At 67.5% G+C, this 13,401-nt stretch carries 14 protein-coding genes; 6 read left to right on the forward strand and 8 right to left on the reverse strand.

Features of this window, described 5'->3' with window-relative positions; genetic code table 11:
• Window positions 1–23: 23 nt before the first annotated feature.
• The 6 genes from pstB to C5E41_RS01145 all read right to left on the reverse strand — a co-directional run bounded on the left by pstB (window position 24) and on the right by C5E41_RS01145 (window position 6,213).
• Window positions 24–800 (reverse strand): phosphate ABC transporter ATP-binding protein PstB, encoded by a 777-nt coding sequence (pstB, locus tag C5E41_RS01120; RefSeq protein WP_036497807.1) that lies wholly within the window; start codon window positions 798–800, stop codon window positions 24–26.
• Window positions 801–819: 19 nt separating this feature from the next.
• Entirely contained in the window at window positions 820–1,719 is a 900-nt protein-coding gene (gene pstA, locus C5E41_RS01125; RefSeq protein WP_104373959.1) for a phosphate ABC transporter permease PstA, read from the reverse strand.
• Window positions 1,719–2,690 (reverse strand): phosphate ABC transporter permease subunit PstC, encoded by a 972-nt coding sequence (gene pstC / locus C5E41_RS01130; protein ID WP_104374175.1) that lies wholly within the window; start codon window positions 2,688–2,690, stop codon window positions 1,719–1,721. Before pstC ends, pstA begins: the two co-directional genes overlap by 1 nt.
• A 106-nt stretch (window positions 2,691–2,796) precedes the next feature.
• On the reverse strand, window positions 2,797–3,909 hold the full coding sequence (gene pstS, locus C5E41_RS01135; RefSeq protein WP_104373960.1) for a phosphate ABC transporter substrate-binding protein PstS: 1,113 nt from the start codon (window positions 3,907–3,909) through the stop codon (window positions 2,797–2,799).
• A gap of 228 nt (window positions 3,910–4,137) precedes the next feature.
• The gene (gene mshD, locus C5E41_RS01140) at window positions 4,138–5,208 is read right to left on the reverse strand and encodes a mycothiol synthase (protein WP_104373961.1); all 1,071 of its coding nucleotides are present in this window, start codon (window positions 5,206–5,208) and stop codon (window positions 4,138–4,140) included.
• Between the two features lie 231 nt (window positions 5,209–5,439).
• The gene (locus tag C5E41_RS01145; protein ID WP_104374176.1) at window positions 5,440–6,213 is read right to left on the reverse strand and encodes a winged helix-turn-helix transcriptional regulator; all 774 of its coding nucleotides are present in this window, start codon (window positions 6,211–6,213) and stop codon (window positions 5,440–5,442) included.
• Window positions 6,214–6,523: 310 nt separating this feature from the next.
• On the opposite strand from C5E41_RS01145, the gene C5E41_RS01150 reads away from it, so the two are divergent.
• The 6 genes from C5E41_RS01150 (at window position 6,524) to C5E41_RS01175 (ending at window position 10,906) form a co-directional block, all read left to right on the forward strand.
• Window positions 6,524–7,330, forward strand: a complete 807-nt coding sequence (locus tag C5E41_RS01150) for an LmeA family phospholipid-binding protein (protein WP_030517446.1) — start codon at window positions 6,524–6,526, stop codon at window positions 7,328–7,330.
• On the forward strand, window positions 7,327–7,773 hold the full coding sequence (locus tag C5E41_RS01155) for a TlpA family protein disulfide reductase (protein ID WP_104373962.1): 447 nt from the start codon (window positions 7,327–7,329) through the stop codon (window positions 7,771–7,773). Before C5E41_RS01150 ends, C5E41_RS01155 begins: the two co-directional genes overlap by 4 nt.
• A gap of 359 nt (window positions 7,774–8,132) precedes the next feature.
• On the forward strand, window positions 8,133–8,618 hold the full coding sequence (locus tag C5E41_RS01160; RefSeq protein ID WP_258080653.1) for a DUF4395 domain-containing protein: 486 nt from the start codon (window positions 8,133–8,135) through the stop codon (window positions 8,616–8,618).
• Between the two features lie 64 nt (window positions 8,619–8,682).
• On the forward strand, window positions 8,683–9,516 hold the full coding sequence (locus C5E41_RS01165) for a sulfurtransferase (protein ID WP_063018087.1): 834 nt from the start codon (window positions 8,683–8,685) through the stop codon (window positions 9,514–9,516).
• A gap of 6 nt (window positions 9,517–9,522) precedes the next feature.
• Entirely contained in the window at window positions 9,523–9,828 is a 306-nt protein-coding gene (locus tag C5E41_RS01170; protein WP_036497793.1) for a DUF1416 domain-containing protein, read from the forward strand.
• A 475-nt stretch (window positions 9,829–10,303) separates the two neighbouring features.
• Entirely contained in the window at window positions 10,304–10,906 is a 603-nt protein-coding gene (locus tag C5E41_RS01175; RefSeq protein ID WP_104374177.1) for an FABP family protein, read from the forward strand.
• A gap of 38 nt (window positions 10,907–10,944) precedes the next feature.
• Here C5E41_RS01175 and C5E41_RS01180 read toward each other — a convergent pair whose 3' ends face one another.
• Window positions 10,945–11,178, reverse strand: a complete 234-nt coding sequence (locus tag C5E41_RS01180) for a hypothetical protein (RefSeq protein ID WP_104373964.1) — start codon at window positions 11,176–11,178, stop codon at window positions 10,945–10,947.
• A 362-nt stretch (window positions 11,179–11,540) separates the two neighbouring features.
• On the reverse strand, window positions 11,541–13,391 hold the full coding sequence (cydC, locus tag C5E41_RS01185) for a thiol reductant ABC exporter subunit CydC (protein WP_258080674.1): 1,851 nt from the start codon (window positions 13,389–13,391) through the stop codon (window positions 11,541–11,543).
• Between the last annotated feature and the right edge of the window lie 10 nt (window positions 13,392–13,401).

Below are 13,401 nucleotides of genomic sequence, written 5' to 3' on the forward strand. Positions count from 1 at the left end.
CAGGGCTCAGCGACGCGGGAGACTCACCCGAAGCGGCCGGAGATGTAGTCCTCGGTCGCCTTCTGGGTGGGATTGGAGAAGATCCGCTCGGTCTCGTCGATTTCGATGAGCTTGCCCGGCTTGCCCTGGGCCTCCAGGTTGAAGAACGCCGTCTGGTCACTCACACGCGCGGCCTGCTGCATGTTGTGGGTGACGATGACGATCGTGTACTCCTTCTTCAGCTCGGAGATCAGATCCTCGATCGCCAGCGTGGAGATCGGGTCCAGCGCCGAACACGGCTCGTCCATCAGCAGCACATCGGGCGAGACCGCGATCGCGCGGGCGATGCACAGACGCTGCTGCTGGCCGCCGGACAGGCCACCACCCGGCTTGTCGAGACGATCCTTCACCTCGTTCCACAGGTTGGCGCCACGCAGCGAGCGCTCGGCGACCTCATCGAGCTCCTTGCGGTTGCGCACACCCTGCAGCTTCAGCCCGGCCACCACATTGTCGCGAATCGACATGGTGGGGAACGGGTTCGGACGCTGGAACACCATGCCGATGGTGCGCCGCACGCCGACCGGGTCGACCGCGGAGCCGTAGATGTCCTCGCCGTCGAGCAGCACCGCGCCCTCGACGCGGGCGTTCGGTGTCACCTCGTGCATGCGGTTGAGCGAACGCAGCACCGTCGACTTACCGCAACCGGACGGACCGATGAAAGCGGTAACGCTGCGCGGCAATACGGTCAGCGACACATCGGATACGGCATGAAATTTGCCGTAGTAGATGTTGAGATCTTTGACGTCGATCCGCTTGGCCATTGTCGTATTCCGTTCGCTTCTATCGATTCCGCGTGAGCAGTTTGTTGACCACGGCCGCGCCGATGTACAGCAGGGCGATGATCAGGATCAGCGTCAGCGACGCGCCCCACACTCGCATCCGGCCGGCCGCTTCCGGGTTGGCCAGTTCCTGGTAGATCATCAGCGGCAGCGACGCCATGTTTCCGTTGAAGATGTCGAAGTTGATCGACTTCGAATAGCCGACGAGGACCAGCACCGGCGCGGTCTCCCCCATGACGCGGGCGACCGCCAGCAACATACCGCTGATCATGCCGGGCAGAGCGGTCGGCACGACGATCCGCAGAATCGTCTTCCATTTCGGGATGCCCAGGGCGTAGGAGGCCTCGCGCAATTCGTCGGGCACGAGTTTGAGCATTTCCTCGGTGCTGCGCACCACCACCGGCAACATCAGCAGCACCAGCGCCAGCGACACCGCGAAGGCCGACTGCGGGAAACCGAAGGTGGCGATCCACAGCGCGAAGACGAACAGCGCGGCCACGATCGAGGGCACACCGGCGAGGATGTCGACCATGAAGGTGGTCGTCTTCGCCAGCCAGCCGCGGCCGTACTCGACCAGATACACGGCGGCCATGATGCCCAGCGGCACCGCGATCACCGCGGCGACCGCGGATTGCACGATCGTTCCGTAGATCGCGTGGTACACACCGCCCGCGAACTGGTCGGGCAGCACGCCCTTCTGCGACTTGGTCCACCAACCGCTGGTGACGATCGCGTGAAAACCCTTGCTCAGCACCAGAATCAGCACCCAGCCCAGCGGGACCAGCGCGATGCCGAAGCATAGCCACATGACCGAGGTGGCGAGGTTGTTGCGGACCTTGCGGCCCATGCTCACGTGGCGGAACGTGGGCGCCTTGATCGGCTTGTCCAACGTGGTGGTCATCACCCGTTCACCTTCCCGCCGGCGGCGATCCGAGCCAGGGCATTGACGACGAAGGTCAACGCGAACAGTACGAAGCCCGCCGCGATATAGGCGCCGGTCGGCAGCGCCTGGCTGAATTCCGAAGCGGCCGAGGCGATCTTGGAGGCGAAGGTGTAGCCACCGTCGAACAGCGACCAGTGGCCGGGGGACGCGGCGGTGCGCAGCACGATCAGCACCGCGATGGTTTCACCGAGCGCGCGGCCGAGCCCCAGCATGGAACCGGCGATCACACCGCTGCGGCCGTACGGCAGCACGGTCATCCGCACCACCTCCCACTTGGTGGCGCCCAGGGCCTGCGCGGCCTCGATGTGCGCGCGGGGAGTCAGATGGAAGACCTCGCGGCTGACCGAGGTGATGATCGGCAGGATCATCACCGCGAGCACGACACCAGCGGTGAAGATCGTGCCACCGCCGCTGATGGACACGTTGCCGTCCTTGAACAGGAAGAACCAGCCCAGTTTGTCGTTCAGGAACTGCTCGAAGGGCGCCAGCTTCTCGGCCAGCACCAGGAAACCCCACAGACCGAACACGATCGAAGGCACCGCCGCGAGCAGATCCACCAGCATCGCGAACGGACGCGACAGCACCTTCGGCGCGTACTGCGTCAGGAACAGCGCGATACCGACGCCGAGCGGCACGGCGATCAGCAATGCCAGCAGCGAACTCAGCACCGTGACCATGAACAGGTCGCGGATGCCGAAGTGCATGTTGTCGGCATTGGTGACGTTGAACTCGGCACTGGTGAAGAAGTTCGCCTTGTTCGCCGCGACCGACGGCACCGCGCGAATCAGCAGAAACAGCGCGATGAGCGCGATCGCCGCGACGATCGTCGCCCCGGCGGCCGTGGCCAGGGAACGGAAAACGGTCTCTCCCCGGCGGCTGTCGCCGCCGGTGTCGCGACCGGCCGGCTTGTTGCTCGACTCACTCGGCATGGAGGAAGTATCTCCCGGCGGGACTTCATTGCCCGACCGCGGGCCGGTCGAATCCGACTGGCCCGCGGCGGTGACTTCGTCGTGGACGGTCATTGGGGTTTCGCAATCAGGAGATGGCGTTGATCGCGGTGGTCAGCTTGGTCTTGAACGCATCCGGGATCGGCACGTAGCCGGAGTCCTCGAGTCCGTTCTGACCGTTGGTGATCGCCGAGGTCAGGAACGCCTTGACGGCCTTGCCGGTGTCGGCGTCGGCGTACTTCGAGCACACGATCTCGTAGGTGGCCAGCATGATCGGGTAGGCGCCCGGATCGGTCGGCTTGTAGAACGAGTTGGTGTCGATGATCAGGTCGTTGCCCTCACCGACGATCTTCGCGGCGGCGATGGCCTTACCGGCCGACTCCGCGTTCAGCGGCACCGGCTTCACGGCGGCATCGGTGATGATCTGCGCGGTGGACAGGTTCTGCGACCGCGCGAAGGACCACTCGTTGTAGGTGATGGAGCCCTTGGTGCTCTTGATGGCGGCCGAGGTGCCCTCGTTGCCCTTCGCGCCCTCGCCGACACCGCCGGCGAACGCCTTGCCGGCGCCCTTGCCCCACGCGCCGTTGGAGGCGGCGTCCAGGTAGCGCTGGAAGTTGTCGGTGGTGCCCGACTCGTCACTGCGGAAGATCACGTGGATCTGGTCCGAAGGCAAGTTCACGCCCTGGTTCAGGCCCTTGATCGCCGGGTCGTCCCACTTCGTGATGGTGCCGTTGAAGATCTTCGCCGCCGTCGGGCCGTCGAGGGTCAGGTTGGTGACACCGTCGAGGTTGTAGGTGATGGCGATCGGTCCGAAGACCGTCGGCAGGTTCCAGGCCGGTGCGCCACAGCGGTCGGCGGCCTTCTTCGGCTCGTCCTTCTTCGGGTCCAGCGCCGAGTCCGAACCACCGAAATCGGTCTGACCGCCGACGAACTCGTTCACGCCGGCGCCGGAGCCGCTGGAGGTGTAGTCCAACTTGGCGCCGTCGCAGTTCTGCTCGTAGGCGGCGATGAAGCGGTCCATCGCGTTCTTCTGAGCGGAGGATCCGCTGGCCTTGAGAGCCTTCTTGCCACCGCAGGCCACATCGACCTTGGTGGCGTTACCGGTCGCGGCCGAGTTGTCGTCGCTACCACAGGCAGTCAGTGTCAGAGTGCCGGCTGCCGCCAGCACGCCGAGGAGAGCGCCGCTGCGCTTGAAATTCACCTGTTCCTCCGGGAAACGCTTCGTACGCGTCCGATCCCTCAACGACCGGACGAGTCCTGTGGGTGGCCGTTCGCAGAGAACTTGCGCACCGAGCAGCGAATGCCGCCCACGATCAAGGTAGATTCGCCCGGTTGACAGCGGGACCTGGGCAAGTGAACGCAGAGTGAACAACCCGGCGCGATTGCGGTTCGAACCTGTGAGATTTGCCGCAGTGTTACTGCGAGGGTATCAACGAGCAGTGTAGGCGGCGTCGATGTGGGCCGTCTCGAACCCGAGACGGGTATAGGTGTGCACCGCCGCGGTGTTGTCGGCCTCGGTATAGAGGATCACCGCGCCGAGACCCCGATCGCGCAGGTAGTGCAGGCCCGCGAGGGTCAGCACGCGCCCCAGACCGCGGCCCTGCGCGGCCGGATCGATGGCCACCACGTAGACCTCGCCGACCGCGTCGGAGGTCTCGTCCGGCTCGTGCACCTTGGTCCAGTGAAAGCCCAGGATATGCGAGGGGTCCGCGGGATCGGCGGCGATGAACAGGCCCTTCGGGTCGAACCAGGGCGCCGCCCGTCGGACCGCGATCTCGGCCTCGGTCCAGCCGCCCTGTTCGGGATGCCAGTCGAAGGCGGCGTTGTTGACCCGCAGGATCTCCGCGTCGTCTGCGGGCCCGGCATAGGTCCGCAGCACGATGTCGGCAGGCACCTCCAGCTCCGGTAGCTCGACGGTTGCCTGATCGCCGTCCGGAGCCTGTGTCAGGGGCCGCCGCATCTGCCACAGCTCGCGTGCGATCGTCAGCCCGAGCCGGCCGGCCACCGCCCGCGCCGGCGCCAGATTGCCGTGCGCCCAGATCCGCGCACCCGGACCACCCGCTTGCAGGGCCGCCGCGACCAGCGTCGCGCCGATCCCGCGCCCGCGCGCCCGCGGATCCACCACCGCCTCGGCCATCGCCGGGTGATCACCGTGCGCCGGAACGAGATTCGCGTACGCGACGAGTTCGCCGTCGCGCTCGACGGGGAGATGGCGCGTCCTGCCGGTCGGCGGTTCGACATCGCCGTGGTCGTGATCGGCAGCGGCGGGGTCGGTTTCGGGCGATGCCGGGGCCGCGGAGCCGGAGTCGGTGGCAGCGGGACCGGCAGGGGCGGTGGCCGACTCGACCGTGCCGGACGCGGTCACCGAGAGCACTGCTTGTTCGGAGATCGGCGCGACTCCGTCGGCGGCACCCGCGCGTTCCAGCAACTCGACGATCCTCGCGGCGGTCGCTGGGGCCAATTCGGTGGTCCACTCCGGCACCTGCACGCTCACACCCATCCCTCACTCATCCGATTCCGTTCCGCCGGCAACCGGCCATTCCGACAACCGGCCCCTCCCACACCGGCCCCTCCGACAACAGGCTCGGCTACCGCCGTGATTCCCGGCTGCGGCGGTCCGTTGTCTCGGCGACCGCTTTCGTTTCGCCGCAATCGTTTTCGAAGCCGATCGTCCGCGCCGCGAGGAAGCACACCGATTCCTCGCCCACCGCGCCCCGGTCTGCCGGCGAACTCACGAGGGACTTCCGTTGACCTGCGTCAACTGCGAGTCGTCGGCGCCGTCGTCGCCCTCGTCCGGGAAGCCGGCCGCCTGCTCGCCGCCCTTGTTGGTGGCCGAGCGCGCCGGGCGAACCGCCTTGTAACCGACGTTGCGGACGGTGCCGATCAGGGATTCGTACTCGCTGCCGAGTTTGGCCCGCAGCCGCCGCACGTGCACATCGACCGTGCGGGTGCCGCCGAAGAAGTCGTAACCCCAGACCTCCTGCAGCAACTGGGCACGGGTGAAGACCCGGCCGGCGTGCTGGGCGAGATATTTCAGCAGCTCGAATTCTTTGTAGGTCAGGTCGAGCGGGCGGCCGCGTAATCGCGCGGTGTAGGTGCCCTCGTCGATGACCAGTTCGCCGAGCGTGATCTTGCCGGTGTTCTCCGGGCTGGCCGCGCCGCCGTTGCGGGCGACCAGCAGGCGCAACCGGGCATCGAGTTCCGCCGGGCCGGTTCCCGGCAGCAGGATGTCGTCCAGCCCCCAATCGGCATTGACCGCGACCAGACCGCCCTCGGTCAGCACCGCCACCACCGGCACCGAGGATCCGGTGCTGCCGAGCAGTCTGCACAGTCCGCGCGCGGCGGCCAGATCGGTGCGGGCATCGACCAGAGCCACATCCGCGGTACCCGCTTCGAGCAGCGATGCCACCTCGGTGGGCGCGGGCCGCACATTGTGCGGGAGCAGCGCCAGAGACGGCAGCACCGCTTCCGGGTTCGGATCGGAGGTCAGCAGGAGCAGCTCCACCGGCTCTCCTCCCAATCTGGCATGTCCGCGGGCAACCTCGACGTCAATCGCGAATCCATGCGCGTCGGCACAGGTAATTCGTGCCTACATTAGCGCGTGCAGGGCGCCGGTCATGTATTCCGCACTCCGCCGCACCCGCGCGGAGACCAGCGGTGATGGCCGCCGCCGCGCCCACGCCCGCGCGCCCGCGTGGTCCGGGCAGATATCTTCGTACCGGGTAACCTCTCCTCGAGACGCCCACGCCTCGTACCGCTCCGCGCGCGACCGCAGTGTTCCGCGCGCCCGGACGGCCTGAACTCGGAGCATGTGGATGAGAAAACTGATCGTCGGGCTGCTGCTGGTGGTCGCGATCGCCGTAGTGGTCGATTTCACTGCGGCGGCCTACTCGGAGTACCGGGTATCGCGGTCGCTGCGCGCCGGCGGTGAACTCAGCGCCGACCCCGAAGTGACCATTCACGGATTCCCGTTCCTGGCCCAGACCGCGCGCGGTGACTACCGCAATCTCGAGATCCGGGCGCGCGCGAACCGGCCCGACATCCCCGGTGAGATTCTCGTCGAAGCCACGCTGAACGGTGTCCACCTATCGATGCACGATCTGGTGGACAACGACATGCGCTCGGTGATGGTCGACCAGGTAGCCGGCCGGATGCGGATCGAACCGGTCGAGCTCGGGCGGCTGTTCAACATTCCGGACCTCGAGGTGGTCACCCGCCCGGCCGACAAATCCGACGGCACCGGCGGTTCCGGCGGCTCGGGCATGACCACCCAGGGCGCCCTGGTCCTCACCGGCACCATCCAGCTCGGCCCGGAGACCCGCAGTACCGACCGGGTGAGCGTGAAGGCCGATCTGTTCCTCGACGGTGATCAGATCAAACTGGTCGCCACCGACCTGTATCACGGCGGCGTGGACACCACCGCGCCCACCACCACCGCCGCGGAACTGGGCCCCGACCTGGACAAGGCCGCCGTACTGGCCCGCTTCACCCGCACCATCGACACCAAGGATCTGCCGTTCGGGGTGCCCCCGAAGAAGGTGCAGGCCATCGGGGGCAATATCGTGGTAGAGGGGGAAGGGGAGAATATTCGCATTGATATGGACAGGTTTGCCCGACCATGATTGAACTCACGATTCTGGCCGTCGTCCTGCTGGCCGGGGTGGCCGCGGGTGCCGCCCTGCGTTACCGCGAGGGCCGCGTGCGGACGGCCAAGACCACCGAGATCGCGGGTTCGCGCACCGAACTGCTCAGCGCCGTCGGTGTCACCGAGGCGGTGCCGACGGTCCTGCATTTCTCCGCCGAATGGTGCGGTCCATGCGCCGCGGTCCGGCGGGTGGTGGCCGGGGTCGTCGCCGATCTGGCCGATACCGTGCAGCCGCCCCGCGACGTCGAGATCGATATCGACACCGAGGCCGACCTGGCGCGCGAGCTCAATGTCCTGTCGCTGCCCACCACGTTCGTCTTCGACGCCCACGGGCGTGAGCGGTTCCGGATCTCCGGTGTGCCCAAGGCCACGGACCTGCGTAGCGCACTGGCTCCGCTGACAGTTCCAGAGGCGGCCTGAACTTCCTGCTCACAAGGGCTTTTCCGGCGTTGCTCGGACCGGTGCGGGCGCCGTCCGCGCGCCCGGCGTCCGCCCGAGTTTCGTACCCCGGGTCCAATTCCCTCCCGAAACCGGGTAAACTGCTTGGCGTGCAAACCCGCCGAGAGCTGATGCTCACCCGACGCCGCACAGTCGATCTGTGCCGCCTCGGCGGTTGTTGCTGCCTGTGCATGTAGCCGGTCGGCCTTTCGTATCCCTGCCGCCGACCGGTTTCTCCACCGCGTGTGAGATCTCGTCGATCCCCCGGTGATCCGACCTATCTGACGGATAACCCGCAACCGGATAAGCCAGATAAGCCTTCCTTCAGCGCAGGAGCCCCCGTGCCTCAGAACACCAACTCACCCACCGGTCAGGTGGACGTCCGCGGACCGCGATTCGCGGCGTGGATAACCACCGGTGTCCTCGTACTGGTCCTGATCGTCTCCGCGTTTTCGACGGCCGCCGCCGCGGTGCTGATCGCCCTGCAAGCGATCGTCTTCGCCCTCGGCGCGCTGTACGGTCCGCGGCGCAGCCCCTACGGCTGGGTCTTCGCCACCTTCGTCGCGCCGCGCATCGGCCCGGCGACCGAAACCGAGCCGGTGCCGCCGCTGCGGTTCGCACAGTTGGTCGGTTTCGTCTTCGCGATCGTCGGTTTCATCGGCTTCGCGGCCGGGGCCGGCGTGGTGGGCGCGGTCTTCACCGCCTTCGCGCTGTTCGCGGCGTTCCTCAACGCGGCGTTCGGAATCTGCCTGGGCTGCAAGATCTACCCGCTCACCCAGCGGCTCGGTGCGCGCACCCCGCTCACGACGAGCAACTCGGCGAACTGACCGCCCCTACGAACCACACCTCATCTCTCCACATACCCCGGCAAGTCACATCGAAAGGAACAACATGGCTCGCTCCGATGTCCTGGTCTCCGCAGACTGGGTCGAAGAGAACCTCAACACCCCCGGCGTCGTGATCGTCGAGGTCGACGAGGACACCTCCGCCTACGACACGGGCCACATCGAGGGTGCCGTCAAGATCGACTGGAAGAAGGATCTGCAGGATCCGGTTCGGCGTGACTTCGTCAACCGGGAGCAGTTCTCGGATCTGCTGTCGGCCCGCGGTATCGGCAACGACGACACCGTCGTTCTCTACGGTGGCAACAACAACTGGTTCGCGGCCTACGCGTACTGGTACTTCAAGCTCTACGGCCACCAGAACGTCAAGCTGCTCGACGGCGGCCGCAAGAAGTGGGAGCTCGACGCCCGCCCGCTGTCGACCGATGCGGTGACCCGTCCGGCGACCACCTACAAGGCCTCCGAGCAGGACCTGTCGATCCGCGCCTTCCGCGACGACGCCATCCAGGCCATCGGCGTCAAGAACCTCGTCGACGTGCGTTCGCCCGACGAGTTCTCCGGCAAGATTCTCGCTCCCGCGCACCTGCCGCAGGAGCAGAGCCAGCGTCCCGGCCACATCCCCGGCGCCATCAACGTGCCGTGGAGCAAGGCCGCGAACGAGGACGGCACCTTCAAGTCCGACGAGGAACTGGCTTCCATCTACAAGGAAGCGGGCCTCGACGGTGAGAAGGAGACCATCGCCTACTGCCGCATCGGTGAGCGCTCGTCGCACACCTGGTTCGTGCTGCAGGAGCTGCTGGGCCACAAGAACGTCAAGAACTACGACGGGAGCTGGACCGAATACGGCTCCCTCGTCGGTGCACCGATCGAGTTGGGAGCGTAAATAGATATGTGTGCAGCACCTACCCAGGGTCAGGCCCTTCCGGCCAACGTCGACACCGAGAAGGAGACCGTCCTCACCGGACGCGTCCTCGATGCGGACGGTAACCCGGTAGGCGGCGCCTTCGTCCGCCTGCTGGACTCGAGCGACGAGTTCACCGCCGAGGTCGTGGCCTCCGGCACCGGTGATTTCCGCTTCTTCGCCGCGCCCGGCACCTGGACCATCCGGGCCCTGTCATCGGCCGGCAACGGATCGGCCAAGGTCAGCCCCGAAGGGGCGGGCGTCCACAACGTCGACGTGAGCGTCGCCAAGTAATACCGACGCCGAGCGTCGAAGGCACGCGCCGAAAACTGCGCTCATCGCACGCGAACGGCCCCGGGATTCGTTTTCCCGGGGCCGTTTTCGTATTCGCCGAGCGGGTCGTTAAACTCCGATATGTGGTCTTAACCTTCGAGATTCTCCTGGTCATCTGCTCCGTGCTGATCGCCTGGTTCGGGCTGTACGTCCTCTACCGGCTCTTCACCGAGTCGTGACCGATTCGGCGAGCGAGAACGTCGAAAACTCCGCGACCAACGGCCACGCCTCACAGGCACACACCGAGGGCCGCGAAACGGATGACGCGGCTCGCCGCAGCTCCGACGACACGGCTCGCCGCAGCTCCGACGACACGGCTCGCCGCAGCTCCGACGACACGGCTCGCCGCAGTGGCGACGACACGGCTCGCCGCAGTGGCGACGACACGGCCCGCCGCAGTGGCGACGACGCGGCTCGCCGCAGTGGCGACGAGGCGATAGCCGGGGCTGCCGAGCGCGCCAAATCCACGGGCGGCCGCAACATTCCGCAGCTGCCAGGTCTGCCGCTGCCCGAAGACACCGCGAATCTGCGGCTGGGTCCCGATCTGAGCGCCTCGATGCTCGCGCTGCTGCCCCTGGTGGGCGTCTGGCGCGGCGAGGGTGAGGGCAACGATCCCCAGCACGGCGGCGACTACCACTTCGGCCAGCAGATCATCGTCTCCCACGACGGTGGCGACTACTTGGCCTGGGACTCCCGTTCGTGGGTCATCGACAGCGAGGGCAACTATTCCGGCCCCGATCTGCGCGAGAGCGGATTCTGGCGGGTCGGCATCGACGGCGACGACGAGGTCATCGAACTCCTGCTGACCCACAGCTCCGGAATCGTCGAACTGTTCTACGGACAGGCTCTCACCCAGTCGTCCTGGGAGCTGGCCACCGATGTCGTGATCCGCAGCCAGTCCGGCGCGGTGGTCGGCGGCGCCAAGCGCCTCTACGGCATCGTGGAAGGTGGCGACCTCGGCTACGTCGAGGAACGAGTGGAGGCCGACGGCGCACTCAAGCCCCGCCTCTCCGCCCGTTTGCAGCGCTACATCGGCTGAGCCTGAGCCGCGGCCCTAAAGCCTTCGGCCGGGGTCGGTCAAGTCGATGTCGATCGGGAACGGCCGCGCAGTCCAGCCGGTGCTTGCCGATCGAGTTCGCTGCACAGCATCGTCACCACGCCGCTGTGCCATTTCTGCTGCGGACTCACGGAGATCAGACTTCCGTCGATCAGTTCGGTGTGCCGGGGCAAGCCGCGCAGTCGCAGAAAGTCCTCGACAGTGAACCCCTCGGTAGGAGGAATCACCCACTCGGGTAGCGGCTCAACTGTCATCGCATCAGCCTATCTCGACATATGAGGGGACTCACTCGGAAACGGGTACGGCCCCCGAGCCATACCTGCGGAGATTCGATCTCGTCGCAGGTCCCGGTCGGACAAACCGGGGGCTCGGGGGCCGGGTGACTGCCTTGGATTAGTTCAGCGCTCGCGCGGGGACCGAATCCACTGCAGCGGGCCGCGGTACGGGGACCGCGGCTGTGGCGCTCAACCGGCAGCCACCTCACGCGTCCTCTGAATATCCATTCTTCGAACCACCTCCTTTCCCGTGTACAGACGAAACTACCGGCCGCGACCGAGGGGCCGCAACGGATTTTTCGCAGAGCCGAATTCGGGCGCCGACCTGGGTTTTCGCCGAGTCAGGCGGCGACCCGGCGAGTGATCGATATCGCGCCGCCGGGTGCGACCGTGACAACGGTGTCGGCGCGGTGATCGGCGGGCAGCTGGTGGGTTACGACGACCACCGTGCGGTCCGGGTCGACGAGATCGCTGGTTTCGTCGAGCAGTGCGCGCAGCAGTTCGGCGCCCGTCGCCGCCTCCATGTGTTCGGTGGGTTCGTCCAGGAGCAGGGTGTGGGCGGGGGCAACGAGAGCGCGTGCCAGCAGCAGACGCCGGCGCTGCCCGCCCGAGAGTGCGGCCGCGCCGCCGACCAGATCCGTATCCAGCCCCTCCGGCAGGGTATCGAGCCACGGCCCGGAACCGACCGCGCGCAGGGCGCTTTCGGCCTCCGCATCGGTCACGTCGCCACGGGCCACCCGCAGGTTCTCCAGGACCGAGGTGCCGAACACGTGCGCGTCCTCGGCGAAGAAGGTGCGGCCGGGGCGCGGGGTATCGAACAGGCCGGCCCAGCTCATCAGCAGCGTGGTCTTTCCCGCCCCGCTCGGGCCCACCACGGCGATCCGGCGGCCCGGCGGAAGGTCGGGCAACGCGTGAATCAGGCCGTCACGCCGGTCGCCGCTGTCGGCCGGCGCCACGGCGCGGTTGTTCGGATCGTCGTCCCGCGACGGCGGCTCGATCGGGTCGAGGGAACGGATGTGGCGCAGGGCGGCGCGGGCCTTGGTGAGAGCCTGCGCCGCGGCGGGTAGCACCCCCACAGCCTCGAACGCCGACAACGGCAGCAGCACCAGTATCGCGAAGGCCATCGGGCTGATCCCGCCGGCCGGGGCCGGCTGCAACGGCTCGGCCGGGGCGCCGAAGCCGTTGCCGTACAACATGATTCCGATCAGCAAGGCGCCGAGAACACTGGCGCCGATAGACAGCGGAGTCGCCGCGGCCGCCCACGCGCTGCGCGAGGCCGCCCGGTCCTCGGCACGCACCGCGCGCTCGGCGGCAGTCGCGGCGGCCGTCATCGCCGTCTCGAGCCGACCGACGACCCGCAGTTCGGAAGCGTGATCAAGCACGGTCACGGCCGCGGCCCGGTATTCGGCACGATCGGATTGCACGGCCAGTTCCGCGTCCCGCGCCGCGCGCGCGGACAGCCAGGGCGCGAACCCGCCGGAAACCAGCAGAGCCACCGCGAGAATCAGCCCGGCCGACACGGAAATGGTCGCGAGCAGGGCGACGGCGGCGAGCGACAGGAGGATCGCGACCGCGATGGGAACCACCGCGCGCACGATCACGGCGCCCAGGTCATCGATATCCGCGCCGATCCGGGTGAGCAGATCGCCCCGGCGCAGCAGCCCGGCACGGCCGGCGCCCATACCCGAGTCCCTACCGACTTCTTCCCGACGCCGCAGGCGGGCTGTTCGGCGCTGCCGCTGCTGGGCCCGCCCGGCGTCGTGCGGGCCGGGGAGTCCCGATCGTGGCGGCTCGGACGACGGACCGGCACCGCTGAGAGCATCGTCGGCGCCACGTTCGGCCGGACCGGTGACGTCGCCCTCGGATCGGCCGTCGCGTCGCAGGGACCAGATATCGGTGCGCGCCAACGCCGTATACACCGCCGTGCGGGCGGTCGTCATGGCGCGCAGCGCGACGTCGTGGGTTGCCAGCCGCTCGATGTAGCGGAACAGCCCGCGGGAGATGCCCAGCGCCCGGACGGCGACCACCGCGACGCTCAGGTCCAGCACCGGCGGCATCTGCCATGCCCGTGCGATCAACCACGCCGCCAGCGCCGCCAACCCGAGTCCACTGCCCAGCGCGATCGTGCCCCAGCAGATCGATACGACCACGCGCCACGGGGAGATCTCCGACACTCGCGACAGCTGCCTCATATCGGCCCAC

It is taken from the genome of Nocardia nova (assembly GCF_002933465.1).
GTDB classification, from domain to species: Bacteria; Actinomycetota; Actinomycetes; order Mycobacteriales; family Mycobacteriaceae; genus Nocardia; species Nocardia nova_B.

Coding starts and splice junctions, on each gene's coding strand:
- cydC (WP_258080674.1), bottom strand. CDS start 13,391: ATGAGGCAGCTGTCGCGAGTGTCGGAGATCTCCCCGTGGCGCGTGGTC.
- C5E41_RS01180 (WP_104373964.1), bottom strand. CDS start 11,178: ATGACAGTTGAGCCGCTACCCGAGTGGGTGATTCCTCCTACCGAGGGG.
- C5E41_RS01150 (WP_030517446.1), top strand. CDS start 6,524: ATGAGAAAACTGATCGTCGGGCTGCTGCTGGTGGTCGCGATCGCCGTA.
- pstA (WP_104373959.1), bottom strand. CDS start 1,719: ATGACCACCACGTTGGACAAGCCGATCAAGGCGCCCACGTTCCGCCAC.
- C5E41_RS01170 (WP_036497793.1), top strand. CDS start 9,523: ATGTGTGCAGCACCTACCCAGGGTCAGGCCCTTCCGGCCAACGTCGAC.
- pstC (WP_104374175.1), bottom strand. CDS start 2,690: ATGCCGAGTGAGTCGAGCAACAAGCCGGCCGGTCGCGACACCGGCGGC.
- pstB (WP_036497807.1), bottom strand. CDS start 800: ATGGCCAAGCGGATCGACGTCAAAGATCTCAACATCTACTACGGCAAA.
- C5E41_RS01165 (WP_063018087.1), top strand. CDS start 8,683: ATGGCTCGCTCCGATGTCCTGGTCTCCGCAGACTGGGTCGAAGAGAAC.
- C5E41_RS01155 (WP_104373962.1), top strand. CDS start 7,327: ATGATTGAACTCACGATTCTGGCCGTCGTCCTGCTGGCCGGGGTGGCC.
- mshD (WP_104373961.1), bottom strand. CDS start 5,208: ATGGGTGTGAGCGTGCAGGTGCCGGAGTGGACCACCGAATTGGCCCCA.